Origin of the sequence: Planctellipticum variicoloris, from assembly GCF_030622045.1 — a bacterium.
Classification (GTDB): domain Bacteria; phylum Planctomycetota; class Planctomycetia; order Planctomycetales; family Planctomycetaceae; genus Planctellipticum; species Planctellipticum variicoloris.
Genome location: NZ_CP130886.1, coordinates 690,912 through 710,320, shown reverse-complemented (window position 1 = coordinate 710,320; position 19,409 = coordinate 690,912). Strand labels below are relative to the sequence as shown.

The window sequence follows — 19,409 nt, the reverse complement described above, 5'->3', positions numbered from 1 at the left end:
TGACCACGGGCCGTACAGGAGCAGAGTTGACGGCGTCCCGCCGCCTCAGAAAGGATTGATCTCGGGCAGTTCCACCGTGTCCAGCTCCATCTCCGTGTGAGCCGGATCGGGGTTGGCGCCCAGTGATGGACCACTCGCCGGCGGAACTGCCATGCCCGGCGGCGCATAGGCCGCCTCTTCCGGAGCGAACGACAATGTCGGCGCTGGAATCGCAACCGGCGACGGAGCCGTCGGCGTCCAGGGTGTCGACTGCTGACTGACTGACGGCTGCGGTTGCGAGACGAACTGGGGCGGCTGCAGCACCACCTGCGGCCCCGCGGCAGCCCCGGCCACCGGGTCCGGGGTAGGAGCGACCGTGGTTGTCATCGGGTATTGGCCTTGCGGGACGGGTCCGCTGGTCATCACCGGGCCGGAGATCATTTGGCCGTTGACGATCTGCCCCTGCATGGCCATCGCGCCGGGATCCATGGTAATCATACCGCCGGGAGCGTACGCGGTGGTCACCGGGAGATGGCCGGCCATCGTCGTCTCGGCGTACGGAGATCCATAGGTCGGCAGCGCATAGGCGGTCTGCACCGCGTCGGAGTTCCGGTGACGGCGGATGTCGCGCGGCCTCGGATTGGCATGCGGCGTTTCGAGCGACATCGCCAGTTGCGGATCGTGGGCCAGGGGACTGCCGGGGAAGGCTTCCTGTGAGCGTCGACGACTTGCCATGTGTCGTTGACGGGGGTCGCCGGCCAGCGACGTCAGGCGAGATTCCACCTGGGGCTGCCGACGATTCACCTTCAGTGATTCTTCGTAGTAGGCGATCGCCTGCTGGTCCTGCCCCTGATCCTGGCGGAGCTGACCCATGTGCGCAAGAGCGATCGGGTGATTCCGGCGGATCTGCAGAGCCTGCTGCAGGTGCTCCTCAGCCCCGGCGGGATTGCCGAGCTGACGATCCATCCAGGCCATTTCAATATGCGCCTCAGGCAGGTACGGCTGCGTGTCGACCCACGACTGCAGCAGATCGACGGCCTCCGGCTGGCGTCCCGACTCGGTCAGCAATACCGCCAGCGAGTGATATGTCTGCTGGTGCATCGGGTCGATCGTCAGGTTGTGGCGCAGAACTTCCTCGGCCTCCGCCGACTCGCCCTGCAGTCGCATCGCCATCGCCAGATTGTGGCGATAGTCGGGATTGTGGGGATTTGCCTGAATCGCCCGGGCGAACTCGTGCCGGGCCATGGCGTAATTCCCCTTGGCGTAGTATCCCGCGCCGGAGTTGTTCATCACCCAGCCGGAGGAATGCCGGCAGCCCGTGAGGGCCAGCAGGGCGAGGACCGCCAGCCGGCCGATCGAGCGCCACGACGAGCGGGTAAGTGTGAAACGGAACTGGCTCTGCATGGCTCCGCAGGCTCCTCATATGTCCGGAGAATTCCGGGCTTCGCCGCAATCTGTTGGAAATTCCGACAGTTTGCGGACGGCATTGCTGTTGGAGTTTTCGACTTCAGTGAGAAAGGGAGTGCGAGACCATATTTGCCGGAAAATTCCGAGTCCAGAGGGAACGACCGGCGGGAACTGCAGCTTTGACAATTCCAGAGGCGTTCCGCGCGGAGTCCGGCAGGTTCTGCCGCGCCGACATCCGCTCGGACGCCGACAGATCGACAACGGTTGATGACAACCGTCGCGGTGCGCGGTAATCTCAGCTTCCCTGCCCGTCCCACCCTGAACCGGCCAGCCCCGGAGCCCCGCCCCATGCGCCATCGTCGCCCCAGCCAGAATTTCAGTCGCCGAATCGCCATGCCGTGGCTCCTCGTCGCGGTCGCTGTCGGGTTCTCGGCTCCTCGACTGGCGGCGGACGAACCGACAATCGACTATCTGAAGGACGTCAAACCCCTGCTGCAGCGGCGCTGCGTCGCCTGTCATGGAGCCCTCCGCCAGGAGGGGGGGCTGCGGCTGGATGCCGTGCAGTTCCTGCGCAAAGGTGGCGACACGGGGCCGGGCGTGAACCCCGGAATGGTCGACGGCAGTCTGCTGATCGCCGCAGTCCTCGGCCTGGGGGACGTTTCACGGATGCCGGCGGAAGCCGAACCCCTGCCGACAGAAGAAATCGAGATTCTCAAACGCTGGGTCGCCGCAGGAGCCGTCGCCGCAGACGAAGAAGCCCCCCCCGATCCGCGTCAGCACTGGTCGTTCCAGCCGCCGCGACCGCAGACTCCTCCCGCCAGCCGTGATGGAAACTCGATCGACGCGTACCTGGGTGCGAAGCTCGCGGAACATGGGCTCCAGCCCGTCGGACCGGCCCCGAAGGCCGTGCTGCTGCGACGGGTTCATCTGGATCTGGTCGGATTGCCGCCGAGTCCGGACGACGTCGCCGCATTTCTCTCAGACGAGAGCCCCGACGCCCTCGAACGAGTCGTCGATCGACTTCTGGACAGTCCAGAGTACGGCGAGCGCTGGGGCCGGCACTGGATGGATGTCTGGCGCTACAGCGACTGGTACGGCTACCAGGCCGAGCTGCGCAACAGCGCCCGGCACATCTGGCGCTGGCGGGACTGGATCGTCGAGTCCCTCAACGACGACAAACCGTACGACCGCATGATCCAGGAGATGCTGGCCGCCGATGAGCTCGACCCGCTGAACGAAGACTCGCTGCGGGCGACCGGTTTCCTGGCGCGAAACTACTACGTCTTCAACCGCGACGTCTGGCTGGACAGCGCCGTGGAACATACCGGCAAGGCATTTCTGGGGCTGACGCTGAACTGCGCCAAGTGCCATTTCCACATGTACGATCCGATCCCGCAGCAGGCCTATTACGAATTCCGGGCAATCTTCGAGCCGTACAAAGTGCGGACCGATCGTCTGCCGGGACAGCCAAACGTCACGCTCGGGGGCCTGACGCGGGTCTACGATGCCGACCTGACGACTCCCACGTATCTCTATGTCCGCGGCAACGACAAGTACCCGGTGAAAGAGAAGCCGCTGTCTCCCGCGGTCCCCGAATTTCTGCTGGGGCGTCCGCTGGCCGTCGAACCGGTCACGCTCCCAAACGAAGCCTGGTTCCCGGGCTTGAAGGACTTTATACAGCGAGAAGCGCAGACTTCCGCCGAAACGGCGCTGGCACAGGCCCGGCAGCAGATTGCCCCGGCCGAGCAGCAGCTTCAGTCCGCAACTGCAGCGGCCCTGCCGTTTGTGAATCTGCCCGCGGACGCCTCAGCCCCCGGCGGCTCCGCCCCTGCGGGACGGGCCGCTGTCGAAGCCTGGGAAACCGCGAAGCTGCAACAGGCCGCCGCAGCGAAGGCGGTGACCGCCGCGGAAGCCCAACTGGCCGCACTCGTCGCCCGGCGGGACGCCGATCTGGCACGGTTCGCGCCTGCTCGGGCCAGGCCGCTGGAGGAACTGGCAACGGCCGCCGCAACGGCCGAACGCCAGGCGGGACTGCGGCAGGCCGAAGCGGATGTTGCGAAGAGCGAGCAGGCCGCACTGATCCAGGAACTCGCCTGGCGCAACGCCAGGGAGAAGCAGGCCGAGAAGGAAAAGGCCTACAAACAGGCGGTCGCGGCGCTCGATGCCGCCCGCAAGAAGCTCGGGGAGGCCCAGCAGGCCGCTCACAAGGCCGACGACAAGTACACCCCGCTCGCCGAGTCCTACCCGCCGACCAGTTCCGGCCGTCGACTGGCGCTCGCCCGCTGGATCACCGACCCGGCGAATCCCCTCACCGCCCGCGTCGCCGTCAATCACATCTGGCTGCGTCACTTCGGCGAGCCGCTGGTCGGCTCGGTCTTTGACTTCGGCCACAACGGGCAGAATCCGACCCATCCGGAACTGCTCGACTGGCTGGCGGTGGAATTCCAGCGGCATGGCTGGAGCATGAAGTGGCTGCACCGCCAGCTCGTCACGAGCGATGCTTACCAGCGGCATTCGTCCCTCGCAGGCGCTCCGTCTGCGAATCTCGAACGCGACCCGGACAATCGCTGGTACTGGCGGATGACGCCGCAACGGCTCGAAGCGGAAGTCATTCGCGACAACGTCCTGGCGACGGCCGGTCAGCTCGATCGTCGCATGGGAGGCGAAGAACTCGCCGCGGACAAAGGGCTGACCACGAACCGCCGGAGTCTTTACTACCGCCACGCCCCGGAGAAGTCGATGGAGTTCCTGTCGATCTTCGACTCGGCCAGCCCCGGCGAATGCTACCGCCGCAACACGAGCATCGTCCCGCAGCAGGCGCTGGCGCTGGTCAACAGCGAGCTGTCGCTGACGCAGGCCAAGACCCTCGCGGCGGACATTGCCAGCCGGACCGGCGAAGATCCGACGGAATTCGTCCGTCGCGCATTCGTCTCCGTCCTCGGGCGGGAACCGACCTCCGAAGAACTGGCCACGAGCCGGGGATTTCTGCAGTCGGCTGCAGACCCATCCAAGCTGCAACGGCTGCGCGGTCAGCTCGTGCATGTTCTGATGAACCACAACGACTTTGTGACGGCTCGATAGACGATAAATCCGAAACTCGAAGTACGAAATCCGAAACAAACTCAAACGTCCAAAACCAATCAAAAAAAACAGTGCCGGGTGGCACGCCCTGAGTCTTCGAAGGGCGTGCCTTCAGCAATTGAATTCCACGCCCATCGCCAAGTCTCTGGGCGTGCCACCCGATCTGGAGCGGAGTTCCATGAAAAAATTCCCGCAATTCGCAGGTCGCTCGCCCCGCCGTGGCTTTCTCGCCGACGTCGGCATGGGCTTTACTGGGCTGGCGCTCGGCTCCCTGCTGCAGCAGGACCGAGTCGGGCAAGCTTCAGAGACCGGTAAGTACGAACTTCCCGACGGCCGGCCCCACTTCAAGCCCCGGGCGAAGAGCGTCATCTGGCTGTTCATGGTCGGCGGCACCAGCCACGTCGAATCGTTCGACCCCAAGCCGGTCCTGACAGAGTATGCCAACAAGGAAATCGGCGAGACCTCCTACAAGGATTGTCTCGTCTCGCCGGCGCTGAAGGACAATCTCCGCGTCGTCGTCCCCAACGACGCCAACGGCCACGTTCGCAGCAAGCTCTATCCCCTGCAGGTCGGTTACAGGAAGCACGGCGACAGCGGCCTTGAAATCAGCGACTGGTGGCCCCACGTCGCCGCGCACGCCGACGACCTCGCCATCGTCCGCTCCATGTGGACCACCGATAACAACCACGGCGCCCAGCTCCAGTTCCATACCGGCCGCCACAACCTCGACGGCGTCTTCCCGACCGTCGGGAGCTGGGTCCATTACGGGCTCGGGACGCTCAACGAGAATCTGCCGCAGTTCATGGTCATGGGCACCCCCATCGCCGACTGCTGCGGCGGACACGCCGCCCACGGCAGCCATTACCTCGGCCCCGAACACTCGGGCGTGCAGCTCAACGTCGACCCGAACAATCCCCTCCCCTTCGCCGCCCGCCCCAAAGATCTGGCGGCGAAAGAGCAGGCGGCCGAGTTCGACCTGCTCCGTCGTCTGAACGGCCTGGCCGAGATCGAATACCCCGACGATCCCGCCATGCTGGCCCGCATCCGCAGCTACGAGCTCGCCTTCCGCATGCAGACCTCCGTCCCCGACCTCATGCAGTTCGAAGCCGAGACTCAGGCCACGCAGGAAGCCTACGGCCTCAACGATCCCACGACCAAAGAATTCGGTCGGCAGTGCCTGGCGGCACGCCGGATGGTCGAACGCGGCGTGCGCTTCATCCAGATCTTCCACGGCAGCAACGGCGGAGCCGGCGCCTGGGATGCTCACGGCAACCTCAAGAACGGCCACTCCAAACTCTGCCAGCAGGTCGACCAGCCGATCGGAGCCCTCCTGGGCGACTTGAAACAGCGCGGCCTGCTCGAAGACACCATCGTCGTCTGGGGAACCGAGTTCGGCCGGACCCCTGGCGCCCAGGGGAGTGACGGCCGGGATCATCACCCGTTCGGTTTCTCCGTCTGGCTCGCCGGCGGCGGCATCAAGGGAGGCCTCGCCCACGGCCAGACCGACCCCATCGGCTTCCACGCTGTCGAAGACCGCCACTACGTCACCGACCTCCACGCCACCGTCCTGCACCAGCTCGGCCTCGACTCCCATCGCCTCGAAGTCCCCGGCCGCAAAAGACTCGAAATCGATCACGGCAAGCCGATCGAGGCGATCATCGCGTAGGCGGTTCAGTCGAGAGACGAGAATCCAGAGCCAGAGAAAATGCCCTCCGAAGCAGGGCCGGGCGCGCCCGGCCGTCTGTGGACACATCCCTTGTCCGCGGCCATTGCGTTCCCCTCTGCGTCTCTACGAGACATCTTATTTTCTCGTCAGAATTCCGTCTCTTCGGATCGCATCAGTTCTCCCGTTTTTCGCCGTCCGCTTCACGAGAGAACAGATAAAGAGACTCGCATCTGGTCCGGTCTGCGAATACCATCGGGCGTTCCTTTGCAACACGATTTTCACAACTCCCGCAGATTGGCCGCTTCATGGAACCCAGCGACCGCCCGCTGACCGATTCGCCAGCCGGTTTTGTTCCGCCGCATCCTGGTTCGAAACAGATGCCCCGCTGGGATGGCGGCGAACTGCCGACTGCCCCGATTTTCACCGGACGCAATCTGGCCATGATGCTCGGCCCCGGCCTCGTGCTCGGAGCGTCGGCGATCGGCGGCGGCGAATGGCTCACCGGTCCCCTGGTGACCGCCCGCTTCGGCGGCAGCCTCCTCTGGCTCTGCACGCTGAGCATTCTCGGCCAGGTGATCTATAACATCGAGATCAGCCGGTACGCCCTCTATTCGGGCGAACCCATCTTCACCGGAAAATTCCGGACATTCCCCGGCCCGATGGTCTGGGTTCTCGTGTATCTGCTCCTCGACCTGGGCTCCGTGCTCCCTTATCTCGCGTCGAACGCGGCGGTCCCCGCCGCGGCCATGCTCCTCAAACGCATCCCCGATCCCAGTTCGACCGCCGAAACCTGGAACCTGCTCGGAACCGGACTCACCGATCGCGGGCTGTTGAAAGTCCTGTCGTGCGCGATCTTCGCATCCGTCTTCATTCCCTTGAGCGTCGGCGGCAAGGTTTATAACTCCATGAAGGTCGTCATGACCTTCAAGCTCATCACCGTGATGGGCTTCCTCGCCTTCCTGGCAATCTTCTTCTCCTCGTGGGACACCTGGACCGAGATTTTCTCCGGCTTCATCAAGTTCGGAAATGTCCCCGTCATCCCGCCGGAAGCCGGCGGAAAAGCGATCGACAATGTCTTCCTCGCAGCCCGCGAAGGCCGCATCAATTCGCTCTTCTTTGGCACGGGTCCCGGCGTCTTCGATCTGTCCGTCGTCGGCATCCTCGCCTCGATGGCGGCAATCTCCGGCAATGGCGGTCTGACCAACACCCCCATCAGCAACTACACCCGCGATCAGGGCTGGGGCATGGGCCGGCACGTCGGCGCCATTCCCAGCATCGTCGGCGGTCACGCGATCAAGCTGTCGCACGTGGGCATGGTCTTCCCCGTCAACGCCGAGTCCCTCCACCGCTGGAAAGGCTGGATGAAGCACGTCGCCCGGGAACAATGGTATCTGTGGATGCCCGCCTGCTTCCTGGGAATCGCCCTGCCCAGCATGCTCTCCGTGCAATTTCTGCCGCGCGGCACAATCCTCACCAACAACTGGCTGGCTGCGGGCATGACCGCCGACGGCGTCTCGGAGGCTGTTGGTGGAAGGCTTGGCTCCAGCTTTGGCGACACGTTCTGGTACCTGACGCTGTTCTGCGGACTGCTGGTCCTCGGCACGAGCATGGCCAGCACGGCCGACGGCGTCCTCCGCCGCTGGGTTGACGTCTTCTGGACCGCGGTCCCCTGGCTGCGCAAATGGGACACGCGACACATCGGCCGGCTCTACTTCGGGGTCCTCTGCATCTACCTGGTTTTCGGCTTTGTCATGCTGACGGTCGTGCCGGGCGACCGGCTCCTCGTGATCGGAACTGGCATTCTGTACAACTACGCCCTCGGTTTCAGTTGCTTCCACGTGGTGGTGATCAACTCGATCCTGCTGCCGAAAGAGCTCCGTCCCGGCTGGGGCCGTCGGATCTGCCTGGTGCTGGCGGGTGTCTTTTTCTCGACAATTGCGGTGATTTCCACCACGCAGCAGGTACCGGATCTCATCAAGGAATTCCAGGCCCTGCAGCAGGCCGAGGTCGCCAAATAGGGATCGGGCCTGCCGGGACCGGGGGCGGGTTCCGCAAAGAACTTTCTGACTTTTCATCCGGAGAATCGCCCCCTACAATGCGAACCATCGCAGGGTCGGGCGGTGTCCGGAGCTGTGATATGTTTCGCGAACCGGGGCGGTAGCTCAGTTGGGAGAGCGCTGCGTTCGCAATGCAGAGGTCGAGGGTTCGACTCCCTTCCGCTCCACTCGAAAAGCCTTGTCTGCAAGCCCTGCAGACAAGGCTTTTTCGCTTGGTTTGCAGGGGTTTGCGTCGCCGGCCGATCCGCGTTTCGGCGCGTCCGCCAGATCGGCCTCAAGATTGCCCGCTGCCTGTGTTGCGGCATCCGCGTGCAGGGCCGGCATTTCCTGGATTGTGTCGAGCGATCATTCGGTCAGTTCGCGACCGCTGGAATCGTCCATCCCCGTCGGACGGACCATGTCGGAAGAACCGTTCGCATCGCTGAGACTCACGGTCGGCGACTTTCCGACAAGGCCCCTCTGCTCCTGAGAGAACGACACGAGCTGCGCGAAGCGGTTGTACGCCTGCTGCACCTGGCCGTAGATAGCCACGCTGTCAACGGCAGCAGTGTCGTACCTGGTCATGTTGACCGGCACCCCCCGGACTTCGTACGTCTCCCCCAGCCGACGGACCGCTCCGTCGACGCCGGTTCCTGTGAATTCAGGCCCCGACAAGAGCGGGCCTTTGTGGGGATCATGCGGAGGACCGCGCGCGATGGGCAGAGACCACCTGCAGAATCGCCGCGACAATTTCCTCCGCATCGGTCGACCGCAGGCATTGCGGATAAACGATGGCGCGATCCGGCGACTGTTCATCTTCGGCGAGGATGACCTTCTGCGGGCGGCTGCAGAGCGCAAGTTGCAAGTTGCGGACGGTCAGCCCGGCGGGGCCTGTACCCGATTCAATCTGCAGATTGGGGTAGGGCTGGCCATTGAGCCCCCGCTCCATCCGCGTGAGACGCAATTCGGTCAGATCGCGCAGTCCGTCGTAGATCTGGTCGATCGCCGCCCGCCAGGCCCCCTGCTCGGCTTGATGGTCCCGCTCGGCATAGCGCTGGAGCGCAGCCATGACGCCGACGATCGCCTCTTTGCTGACTTTCATCGAACGGCCGATGCCGTGCCTGGGCGGTCGCTCGATCCAGCCGCTGGCCACCCAGTGCTGGAGCGACCAGGTTCCCGCCCGCACATCCATATCCACCATCTGGACCCAGGCGCTGCGGATCAGGTCCTCGCGGCCGCAGAGAATTCCCGATGCCTGCGGACCGCCGAGATGCTTCCCGCCGCTGTACGCCACGAGATCCGCCCCGCGGCGACTGAAGGAGGTGAGATTCTCCATGGGCGGCAGGGCGCAGGCGGCGTCGACGATCAGGGGCAGGTCATGCCGGTGCGCCAGAGCGGCCAGTTCCGCAATGTCGGGACGCTCCTCGACCTGCAGCCAGACGTAGCCGATGGCCGCCGTCTTCGGGGTGATCGCCCGCTCGATCTGCCGCAGTGCGTCGACCGCCCGATAGTCGATCAGCACCAGCTTTGCGCCGGCGAGCCGCAGAGAATGGTCGTAGTCGAACGGCCCCGGCCTGGGAAAAATGATCTCGCTGCGAGCACATCCGGAGACATCCGGCAGTTGATCCATGATCTCGGGACGATTTCCGGCGAGGCACGCGGCCGCGGCCAGCGACAGCGCCGCACCAGCTCCGCAGGTCACAATGCCCGCTTCGGCGCCGGTGGAATGCTGAATCAATCGGCTCGCCGCCGTCAGCAGATCGTCGATTTCGAAGTACTGCGAGCTGGCGGCGCTCATGGCCGCGACGACGTCGGGATGCGGGCAACTGCCGCTCACGCGAGTCGCATAGCCGACGCAATTGATGATCGGTCGGAGACCGCTGCGCTCGATAAACTCAGACGGCATTGCGACAGCTCCGCGAAAAGGCCCGGGCCGGGTTGACGACCATGATCTGATGAATCTGCTCGTCCGTGACCCCTCGCTCGCGCAGCATCGGCACGAACACCTCCAGCAGATACCCGTAGCCTTTTCCGCCCGTGTACTTGAGGTGATTCAACATGCAGATGTCTTCCGAAAGCAGAACCCGGTCGACGAAGCCTTCCTTGACCAGCGCGGCGGCGTTATCGGCGCGGACGTACTCCGGTTGATAATCCAGATAGCCGATGTTGTCGATCTCCAGGTAAACGCCCTTCGCGGCGATTGGCAGGAGATGATGCACGCCGACCCGGTCGCCGAGGTGACCGATAATCACGCGCGACAGATCCGCCCCGAACTCCTCCAGCATGGCGATCTGCTCCATGGCCAGCGTCCCCCAGCGGGTCGTGTGCGTCGTAATTGCAACATCCGTCCGCGCCTGCGCGAGCGCCGCCGCGCGGAAGACGCGCTCCTCGGCCGGCTTGACGTGATGCCGTCCCGTGCCGATCTCGCCGATGAACCCCGCCCGGATGCCGGTCTCTCCCACGCCAATCTCGATCTCCTTCACGAGCACGTCGGCCAGTTCGCGGCTGGTCTTCTCCTCGACGATCGGCGGATAGCCGAAATCGCGATACCAGCCGCAGCCCATGAGGATGTTGATTCCCGTGCGTCGAGCAAAGCGCACAAGCCGTTCCGGATCGCGACCGATCTCGTCCAGGGTGACGTCGCAGATGGTCTGCCCGCCCCGGCTGGTAAACTCTTCGATTTCCCGGGCCATCACGTCTTCATCGTCAATGACGAGCTGGTATCCGTAACTGGCGTAATGATCCATCGCATCGAGAAACAGATGCTCGTGCGTGTACGTCACGCCCAGCTCCTCGGGTCGCATCGCGCCGAGAACGGTGATGACTTCCCGAGCATTGCCGTCGTCGCTCATTGCCTGCGTTCCTGCCAGGGTCTCAACCGAGCCGCCAGACAGCAGCATTCGAGGCCGCACAGTATAGCCGGAACTTGAATTGTGGCGTGATTCCGTCTTACGAGATTCACTTTCGACGCAGTGTCATTGTCGACGCATTCGAGTCGTTGCGACTTTCCATGCCACACGACGCAAAGGCTCATCGGAGGCAGGATCGGGTCTCAAGGGTCCGTACGTTTCGCGACCAGAACATCCGGCCAGTCCAATGATGCAGTGCTTACCTCAGGGCGCAGCGACCGATCAGTATTTGATTTACGGATTCTGTGGTAGACTCAGGCCGCGGGTCATCCTGGAATTTCAAGGGCCAGACGAGATGCTCCACCGTCGTGACGCCATGCTTCGATTGGGGTCGGCCGCAGGCGGTGCGTTCTCGCTGACGCAATTGATGGCGATGGAGCAGTCGATGGTTGCTCCGGCCAGAAAATCGGCCCGGTCCTGCATCTTCCTGTTCATGTGGGGCGGTCAGCCGCAGCAGGACATGTGGGACATCAAGCCCGAGGCGTCCGCAGGCGTCCGCAGTCCGTTTCAGCCCATTGCGACATCCGCTCCGGGGATCACGCTCAGCGATCAGATGCCGCAGATCGCCAGACACGCCGACAAGCTCGCGATCGTCCGTTCGCTGACACACACCGCGACCGATCACGGCGTCTCGGTCTATCACGCGATGACCGGTCGGGCGATGGTTCCCCCGCGGACGTTTCCTGCAAACGCCCGGCAGCGCACCGACTTTCCGTCGATCGGCTCGATGTTTTCGTATCTGGGTGACCAATCGCCGCTGCCTGCCAGCTTCTCGATTCCGCGGCCCGTCGCGCACGACGGAGTGTACTACGCCGGGACTCATTCCGGTTTCCTGGGTTCGCCTCACGATCCCGTCGAACTGGGGCAGGTCTACAATCATGTGCAGGTCGGACCGCGTTCCGATGCTCCGACCATTCCGTTAGCGTTGCCCGACGATGTTTCCATGGCCCGGCTGCAGGCGCGGCGCGGGCTGCGTGACCTGCTGGATTCGGCGGATCGCGCCATGCAGAAGTCGGGGGAAACCCGGGCCTTCGACAGCGTCTACGAAACCGCCTACCGGCTGCTGCACTCGGCGGCCGTCAAGAACGCCTTGAACCTTGAGCTGGAGCCTGCCGCAGTTCGCGACCGCTACGGCCGCAACGAATATGGCGAGAGTTTTCTCACCGCGCGGCGGCTCGTCGAAGCCGGCATCCGACTGGTGACCGTCAACTGGATGTTTATCACGCCCGCCGCCAAGGTTTACAACGTGTGGGATGCGCATGGCGGACTCAACGATCTGGAGCACGGCCAAACCGGTTACGGCATGCTGAAAGCGGACTATTGCCTGCCGGCGTTCGACCAGGCGTTCTCGGCGTTGCTGGAAGACCTCGCTCAACGCGGCCTCCTGGACGAGACGCTCGTCGCCTGCGCCGGGGAATTCGGCCGCACCCCGAAGATCAACGGCAACAACGGACGCGACCACTGGCCGTTCTGCTACTCGGCGGTCCTCGCCGGCGGCGGCATTCGCGGCGGAACGGTGTACGGCGCGAGCGACAGTCAGGCGGCGTACGTCAAGGACAACGCGGCGACCCCCGGAGATTACCTGGCCACGATCTGCCAGGCCTGCGGCCTCGATCCGTCCCGCGAGATCCACGACCTCGAAGGCCGCCCCTACACGATCTGCGACGGCGAGCCGATCTCGGCGTTGCTCTGAAAGGCATTCCGTCCGTCGAAACGGATGGAGCGAAATCACCAGCATCGCTGCTGCAACAATCCGTCTTTTCGTCTCTTCATCCTCCTGTCCCCTCTCCCGCTGTCTTCAGCGGGAGAGGGCCAAGGTGAGGGTCTTCAAACCTGTCAGAGTATTATCCACGGAGAACAGACAACGCCTCACAATCGCAGCCCATGATTCCGTCGTCCGCAAACCCGATGACACATCCCCAGCCGAGCAGCGCGAAGTTGCGGGCCAGGTCGCGGGTCTGCGAGAGGAGCTTCCGCCGCTTCTGCACCGGCAGCTCGTCGTCCTCGCTGCGAGTGACGCCGGATGGGGCGCGGCGTTTCCCCTCGCCCGTGTCGACGGCGTCATAGCCGAACGCCTGCCTCGCCTGACGCAGGCCGGCGTCGAACAGCCCAGCGGCACTCTGCCAGAGACCGGACGCGTTCATGGTCCCTCCATCGTGAGGGACCGGATGAACGGCCGTTTGCCGGTTTCGCGGGCGGCCTGCGCCTTCCATCGCTGGTACTGCTGCTGCAAGTCGGCGTAACTAACGGTCTGGCCGCCGAACGTGACGGTCTGGACGCCGACGTTCTCACGCAGCAGCGTTTCGAGCTGAGCCGCCACCTCGACGGCGAATGCGGGCCTCGCGACCTTCCTGCAGGCAAGGGACGCGATTCAGGTTCGTGCTGGTAGACGAGGCCGGGAAGGGCTGTTCGGGGTGGGGAACGGAGAAAATAGCCGAGGTTCGGCTATTTCATCAACGAATGTCTCCGCACGGCGCACGGAACGGGCACTATTCACTCTTGTCCGCGTTAGACATCTCCGCTGCCCATATCTGCGTTTGGATCAACGAGTTCGCCGTCAGCGATAATTAACTGTCCAGACGACACTCGTTCGGCGATCTCCTCTAAAATGCGGTTGATACTCAAGTACAAGTCTTTGATCTTCGAATTGCATTCATTCTCTTCAATTGTCCCAAACCTAACGAAATCACAGGCCAAGTTCATGTTCAGGCATCGAGTGATCAACTCAGTAAGATCGGCCAAACGAATATGCGGCAAGAAGTTCGAAAGTACGTCGTACATTGCGTCGAAAACGACTCGCCGGTTGTATTCTTCGGGAAACAAGGACAGTGCCTGAACGCTTCGATTGGCTATCTGGCACACTTGTTGATCGAGTTCTCGTTGAGTGATGTCTGCTCGGTCGGCCAGCTCATTTCTCGATGCCTCATCAAGTAGTTGCAACGCCTCGAAGGTTGACGCGAACATACGATCTGAGAGTGCGAAGAAGCGTCTGCTGCAGACGCTTTGGTCTTCGTCTTCTGCAAGTGCCGCCATCCCCCACATCAATGCAACTTCCGCGAGGTGGCACGTCGTCGCGTGTTTGAAGTCTGGCAGATTCTGGAGAACGCACGACAATCGGTGAATGTTCTCCTGAAGTTGTGCCTTTGCACGCTGGCGCGAGTCAGACATTAAAATCACTCTCTGAAAGTTGTCGTGAGAGTCAAGGAAGGGCCGCCCCGCAATCGTCGGGGTACCATTACTGCCGAGACGTAGCGATTTGTCATCGACTTGCTACGCCTCCGTCTTGGTCGGCGACCAGACGAACGCAGCTCAAGAAACTAGCACTTAATTGAGCGAGCCGCCAGTACTTGCCGGCGATTCGCTCACCGGCTCGGGGGCACCCGGTTTTCCCGCGTCACGTCAATTCGCATCTGCCCACAGCCTGCACACCGCACGCGCCGCCGGACGATGTGCGTAAAAGCCTTTCCCCCGGAGTCGACTCCCGCGAACTCCAAGTCGTTTCGATCGAGGTACGGCTCTCGTTCGGTCGATCCGCAGGCGTTGCAGCGGGACGGAACCGCAACGGCCGTTTCCCGCACATTCGGACTCCCCGGCGGCCGCCCGATCGGCTTCTTCTCGGTCTGCGGCTCGGTCGTCGGCCTGACGTTCTTGGGCTTGGTCATGGGAAAGCATCCTTGCTCAGTGGTACGACACCCGCGGGGCCTTCTTTTTCGTCGTGTCCCGCTTTTCGACGTAGGCGAGTTTGCAGCCCAGCTCGAAGCAGCCCAGGGCAGCCATCTTGGTCGCGTCGAGCCAGTGGTTGTCCGGGTGGTCGGGCTTGGGCGTCCAGATGCGGTGCGTCTGGCCGGTCTTCTTGTCCATCCAGTCGGTCGACGACTCCGCGGTGATGTGATCGGCGAAGCAGCGGTGCGTCTCCGAGTTCTCCCCCTGGAACAGGGTCCACGCCCCCCGGCTCCCCATCGACGTCAGGAACCCGTTGATCGTGCGGGTGATCCAGGCGTTCGAAATCATCTGCCCCACACGGACCGGCCATTTCCCCTGCGGCGGCACGTGGTAGTCGACGCCGGGCCGCGTGCCGGGAGCCAGTCGACGGCCGAAGTCTTCCAGTTTGGTCTCAATCACCGAACTCGAACGCAATGAATTCTCGTCAGGACAGACATTCCTGTCTGTCTCCAATTCTTCAACACGCCCCCAGCCACCCGTCCTCCGCAAACCGCGGCCTCACCCACCCCAAAGTCCAAAGAATGCTGAAATCTCCGTAACACATTTTGTGTATTGATGTTACGCCGCACTTTCCAGATCCCGGCTCATGCTCCCCCAATCCGCCTGCCGATCTCTTCTCGAAACACCTGCGCCCTGGCTTCAGCAGGGCAGCCCGTCAGGGATGATGGAGTGAAGGACCGAGTGGCAGACCGAACCGGATTCCGGCGGTCGACGATGGGTCTGTTGATCGCAGCCGGCATCTCCGGCTTGTTCTGCGGGTGCGCACACGCCTCCCGACAGTCCCTCAACTCCTTCTGGAACTCGGTCACCCCCCGTCAGTGGTCGGCCAAGCCCGCCGAAGTCCCCCCCGAACCGCGCGTTTCCGCCAACATCCCCGACGCGGAACCTCTTTCCAGTCAAGAAGTTCCGAATCAACTCCCCGCAACCGCTCCAATCGAAGAACCCTCGCGAAACTGGAACCTCTTTGTCACCCGCCCGCGCCCGACCCCGGCGGCCCCGCCAGACCCAGGCGCCGACCCAGACCCCACGGCGGAACCCGATTCGACCGCCGTCGCCGCCGGCGACGTGAAACCCGAATCCACCCTCGCAATGCTCAACCCCCCCAGTCTCCAGCGGCTCCGCAACGCTCTCACGCTCGGCTTTGAGGGGAAGCCGGATCCAGCGGCAGAGGCACGCCCGGGGCAGGACCAGGTCCGGCTGCGCGTCGACAGCCTCCTCTCCCGCAGCCGGTCGCTCGCAGAGGAGGGCGAGCTCCACCAGGCCAGTCACCTGGCCCAGCTCGCCCGACAGATGGCCGAAGAATCGCAATTGGAATTCGCCCCCGACGCCCAGCGGCCCGTCGATGTCATCGCCTTCCTGGCTCAGCAGCAGACCACAGCCCCCTCCGCAGAACCCGAAATCGTCAAAACCTCCCACACCGGCCAGGCGACAGTTCCTGAAGGTCTGGCTCCCGACGCAACAGCCTCCAAAACCCCCGACGCTTCGCCCCCCCCCGCGCTCATCGCCGCCAACGCCGTCATGCGGGCCAATCAGGGCACCTTCACCTCGGACGCCCAGCCGCAACGGGAACCTGCACAAGTTGCTACCGGTTCCTCCGCGCCGGCGGAACCGCTGCCGGCCGAGCCCGGAGTCGAGCTCATCGCCCGCGTCGAACCGGTCCGGCAGGTCCCTCGCGACCTCGCCGGCGTCGCCGCCGTTCGAGAACGATTTCGAGCCCAGGAAACCGACAGCGCTCGCAGCTCCGGGACGCATACCGAACGCCCCGCGGCGATCGCTGCCCCAGGTCCGACCGGAAAAATCGGCAAACCGATTTCGATGTCCTGGACCTGGCCGTCCCTGATGGAAACCGGAACACGCCCCGACGCTTCAACCGGTCCAGTCACCGCGATTCTCATCGGTGTGCTCGGCCTTCTGGCGCTCGCAGCCGGCGGGTGGATCTTCGCCAGCCGCCGCCGTCGATCGGCATAGCCCGGCGAGTCAACCGCTTCGGGCGGCCAAGTCCCGCGCAGCGTCGCCGGAATTCCGCCCCGCCGCAGCCGAACCCGACTCTCGCCCGAAAAACATAACGTAGAGTCGTACTGAGATTTCGGGCGCAGCGCACGAACGATCCGGCGGAAGACTCTCTGAAGGCTTGATGCAATGGCGACGGACGACCCTTGGAGCCGGCCTACCATGCACGATCTGCGGTCGGTGCTGGAAAGTCTGGAAAAAAACGACTACACCAATCAACGGACGTTCGAACGGATTGAACTGTCCGTTCCGGCCGAAATCCGGACCCAGCGCGGCAACACCATCTCCGCCATGACCCGCGAAATCAGCCGGCACGGCATCGGCCTGTTTCACAAAGGCGCCGTCTCCCTCGGAGAAGTCACCGTCAAACTCGCCAGCGAAACCCGCGAGTACACCTACCAGGTCGCCATCGAATGGTGCTCCCCCTGCGATAACGGCATGTTCTTCAGTGGCGGCCGGTTCATGGGTCGGCCGGAAGCCGGAGCCTGAAAGACTCGTCCCGGAACGGACCCTAAGTCCTTAAATCACAATCTATTCCACCACGGGGAGCGTCCGATTCCGGACCGCTCCCCGTCTTCGTTTCCAGAGCCCCCTTCGCCGCCGACCCAACCCTGCCGGGGATTCCCCGCAATTCCCCGCGGCAAGGCGCAGCCATGGCCCGCCTTGAGCTTTTCCGCCGGAGCCTGCTCGCGCCCTCCGCCAACAGCGGTCGCACCCTCTGTAGCGGGAGAAACACCTGCATGGATCGTCGATGTCCTGCCGATTGGGAATTGTCGTCTGCCTAGCCAAAACCTGCCACGCGTTCCCGCCAGACTGACCCCGCCCCGCCCAGCAGTCGATTGAAATTCGGTCCCCACCGGAATTACAGTTGTAGGGTTCCGATCCGCTGAATCCGGGATCTTCTGGTCCGGCGCTCGGCCTCCACAGTTTGAAGTCGGAGATTTATGAGCTACCACCTGCTGACAGGCGCCACAGGACTCCTGGGCAATTACCTGATGCGGAACCTCCTGCTCGCCGGCGTGCCGGTCGCAGTCCTCGTCCGCCCGGGCCGACGCCAGACGGCGCGCCAACGCGTCGAACTCCTCCTCGCCGAATGGGAAGACGTCCTCGGCCAACCCCTGCCACGTCCCGTCGTGCTCGAAGGCGACATCAGCCAGCCCGATCTCGGGCTGGACGCCGTCAGCCTGCGCTGGGCCGCCGAATACTGCACCGCCGTCATCCACAACGCCGCCAGCCTGACCTTCCACGCCACCAGCCGCGAAGGCGAACCGTTCCGCTCGAACATCGAAGGAACCCGCAACGTCCTCGAGTTCTGCCGCGGCACCCGCATCCGCAAGTTCCATCACGTCTCGACCGCCTACGTCGCCGGACTCCGCACCGGCCGAGTCCTCGAAACCGAACAGGACGTCGGCCAGAAATTCTCCAACGACTACGAAGAATCCAAACTCGCCGCCGAACAGATGGTCCGCGAGGCCGACTTCATCGACACGCCGACCGTCTTCCGCCCCGCCATCATCATCGGCGATTCCAAGACCGGCGTGACGACGACCTATCACGGCTTCTACGCCGCCCTCCAGCTCGTCCACACCATCGTCAAATCCCAGCCGATCAACGAGTCGGGCTACGTCATGGGCCAGACCGCCCGCCTGGCCCTCACCGGACAGGAAACGAAACACCTCGTCCCCGTCGACTGGGTCGCCGACTTCATGCTGCACGTCCTGCAGAACCCCGAACTCCACGGCAAAACCTACCACCTGACGCCCAAGCATCCCGTCACGACCCGCACCATCCGCGACGTCCTCGAAGACTCGAACCGCTTCTTCGGCGCCCACTTCGTCGGCGCCGCTCGACCGGAAAACCTCTCCGACGCCGAAGCCGTGTTCTACGACCACATTCGCGTCTACGACTCCTACTGGCGCATGGACCCCGAGTTCGATCGGACCAACACCGAAGCCGCCGCTCCCCACATGCCTTGCCCGCACGTCAATTACGACATGCTCCTCCGCCTCTCCCAGATCGTCATCGCCGCCGGCTTCCCCACCCCCAGCAAAAAGCCCGTCGATATCGAGCACGACGTCCAGACCTACCTGCAGCCCTGGACCGAAGCCGGCAGCCGCCTCACCGCCCGCGCAGGCGGCAAACGCCAGTTGGCCCTCGACGTCTACGGCCCCGGCGGCGGACAGTGGCAGCTCATCGTCCGCGACGGACAGATCGTCGGGGCCGAAGTCGGCATCCACGACGAAGCCGCAGCAACCTGCCGCATCGAAAGCCGCGATCTGATCACGCTGTTCCAGGGCCAGACCAGCCTCTCCCAGTTAATCGGCGGCGGCCAGCTCGAACTCCTCGGCGACGACGCCGAGACCGACGAATGCGTCGATGTCATGGAGCAACTCGTCGGCCTGCCAGTCAACTGAACCGTCAGTCGCAAGCCGTTTTCAAATTCGGATTCTCCAGTCGCGAAGTATTTGAAGAATGAACCCTTCGGCGGCAACGCCGAAGGGTCTCAACTTCTGACCGTCCCGGTCGATTTCGCTGTTGAGAAAGCACGCCGCGCAGCTCTGATCAGAACTTTCGCCCAGAACCCGCAGCGCGGACTGA

The 19,409-nt window shown here is 63.7% G+C and carries 16 protein-coding genes and 1 tRNA gene; 8 read left to right on the top strand and 9 right to left on the bottom strand.

Translation table 11 applies throughout. From position 1 onward, the window contains the following. Positions 1-45 precede the first annotated feature (45 nt). Positions 46-1,383, bottom strand: a complete 1,338-nt coding sequence (locus SH412_RS02790) for a tetratricopeptide repeat protein (RefSeq protein ID WP_336521985.1) — start codon at positions 1,381-1,383, stop codon at positions 46-48. 351 nt (positions 1,384-1,734) lie between these two features. Here SH412_RS02790 and SH412_RS02785 point away from each other — a divergent pair, with 351 nt between their 5' ends. From SH412_RS02785 to SH412_RS02770, 4 genes are all read left to right on the top strand, one after another. Continuing rightward, on the top strand, positions 1,735-4,467 hold the full coding sequence (locus SH412_RS02785) for a PSD1 and planctomycete cytochrome C domain-containing protein (protein WP_336521984.1): 2,733 nt from the start codon (positions 1,735-1,737) through the stop codon (positions 4,465-4,467). Positions 4,468-4,645: 178 nt separating this feature from the next. Beyond that, positions 4,646-6,133 carry a DUF1501 domain-containing protein gene (locus SH412_RS02780; RefSeq protein ID WP_336521983.1) on the top strand — a complete coding sequence of 496 codons (1,488 nt, stop codon included), beginning with the start codon at positions 4,646-4,648 and terminating at the stop codon, positions 6,131-6,133. A gap of 305 nt (positions 6,134-6,438) precedes the next feature. After that, positions 6,439-8,151: an Nramp family divalent metal transporter gene (locus SH412_RS02775; protein ID WP_336521982.1), complete on the top strand. Its 1,713-nt coding sequence runs from the start codon at positions 6,439-6,441 to the stop codon at positions 8,149-8,151. Between the two features lie 133 nt (positions 8,152-8,284). Then, positions 8,285-8,357: transfer RNA gene (locus SH412_RS02770), tRNA-Ala, on the top strand. Positions 8,358-8,535: 178 nt separating this feature from the next. On the opposite strand, the gene SH412_RS02765 is transcribed toward SH412_RS02770, so the two are convergent. Genes SH412_RS02765 through SH412_RS02755 form a run of 3 tightly spaced genes read right to left on the bottom strand, consistent with a single transcriptional unit; the run spans position 8,536 to position 11,021 of the window. Continuing rightward, a complete protein-coding gene (locus SH412_RS02765) occupies positions 8,536-8,844 on the bottom strand; it encodes a hypothetical protein (protein ID WP_336521981.1) in 309 nt (102 codons plus the stop codon). A gap of 19 nt (positions 8,845-8,863) precedes the next feature. Further along, positions 8,864-10,075, bottom strand: a complete 1,212-nt coding sequence (locus SH412_RS02760; RefSeq protein ID WP_336521980.1) for an aminotransferase class V-fold PLP-dependent enzyme — start codon at positions 10,073-10,075, stop codon at positions 8,864-8,866. Beyond that, on the bottom strand, positions 10,065-11,021 hold the full coding sequence (locus tag SH412_RS02755) for a phosphotriesterase family protein (protein WP_336521979.1): 957 nt from the start codon (positions 11,019-11,021) through the stop codon (positions 10,065-10,067). Before SH412_RS02755 ends, SH412_RS02760 begins: the two co-directional genes overlap by 11 nt. Positions 11,022-11,373: 352 nt before the next feature. Here SH412_RS02755 and SH412_RS02750 point away from each other — a divergent pair, with 352 nt between their 5' ends. Beyond that, complete coding sequence (locus SH412_RS02750; protein ID WP_336521978.1) at positions 11,374-12,771, top strand: DUF1501 domain-containing protein; 1,398 nt, start codon at positions 11,374-11,376, stop codon at positions 12,769-12,771. Between the two features lie 151 nt (positions 12,772-12,922). Here SH412_RS02750 and SH412_RS02745 read toward each other — a convergent pair whose 3' ends face one another. The 5 genes from SH412_RS02745 to SH412_RS02725 all read right to left on the bottom strand — a co-directional run bounded on the left by SH412_RS02745 (position 12,923) and on the right by SH412_RS02725 (position 15,215). After that, positions 12,923-13,222, bottom strand: a complete 300-nt coding sequence (locus SH412_RS02745; protein ID WP_336521977.1) for a hypothetical protein — start codon at positions 13,220-13,222, stop codon at positions 12,923-12,925. Beyond that, a complete protein-coding gene (locus tag SH412_RS02740; protein WP_336521976.1) occupies positions 13,219-13,398 on the bottom strand; it encodes a hypothetical protein in 180 nt (59 codons plus the stop codon). The genes SH412_RS02745 and SH412_RS02740 overlap by 4 nt, the downstream gene beginning before the upstream one ends. A gap of 188 nt (positions 13,399-13,586) precedes the next feature. Beyond that, positions 13,587-14,246: a hypothetical protein gene (locus SH412_RS02735; RefSeq protein WP_336521975.1), complete on the bottom strand. Its 660-nt coding sequence runs from the start codon at positions 14,244-14,246 to the stop codon at positions 13,587-13,589. 194 nt (positions 14,247-14,440) lie between these two features. After that, positions 14,441-14,740, bottom strand: coding sequence for a hypothetical protein (locus SH412_RS02730; protein WP_336521974.1), 300 nt, complete (start codon positions 14,738-14,740; stop codon positions 14,441-14,443). Between the two features lie 16 nt (positions 14,741-14,756). Then, positions 14,757-15,215 (bottom strand): hypothetical protein, encoded by a 459-nt coding sequence (locus SH412_RS02725; protein ID WP_336521973.1) that lies wholly within the window; start codon positions 15,213-15,215, stop codon positions 14,757-14,759. A 267-nt stretch (positions 15,216-15,482) separates the two neighbouring features. On the opposite strand from SH412_RS02725, the gene SH412_RS02720 reads away from it, so the two are divergent. The 3 genes from SH412_RS02720 (at position 15,483) to SH412_RS02710 (ending at position 19,225) form a co-directional block, all read left to right on the top strand. Next, on the top strand, positions 15,483-16,769 hold the full coding sequence (locus tag SH412_RS02720) for an LPXTG cell wall anchor domain-containing protein (RefSeq protein ID WP_336521972.1): 1,287 nt from the start codon (positions 15,483-15,485) through the stop codon (positions 16,767-16,769). A 204-nt stretch (positions 16,770-16,973) separates the two neighbouring features. Then, positions 16,974-17,300 carry a PilZ domain-containing protein gene (locus SH412_RS02715; protein WP_336521971.1) on the top strand — a complete coding sequence of 109 codons (327 nt, stop codon included), beginning with the start codon at positions 16,974-16,976 and terminating at the stop codon, positions 17,298-17,300. A gap of 455 nt (positions 17,301-17,755) precedes the next feature. Further along, entirely contained in the window at positions 17,756-19,225 is a 1,470-nt protein-coding gene (locus SH412_RS02710) for an SDR family oxidoreductase (RefSeq protein ID WP_336521970.1), read from the top strand. Positions 19,226-19,409: the final 184 nt, after the last annotated feature.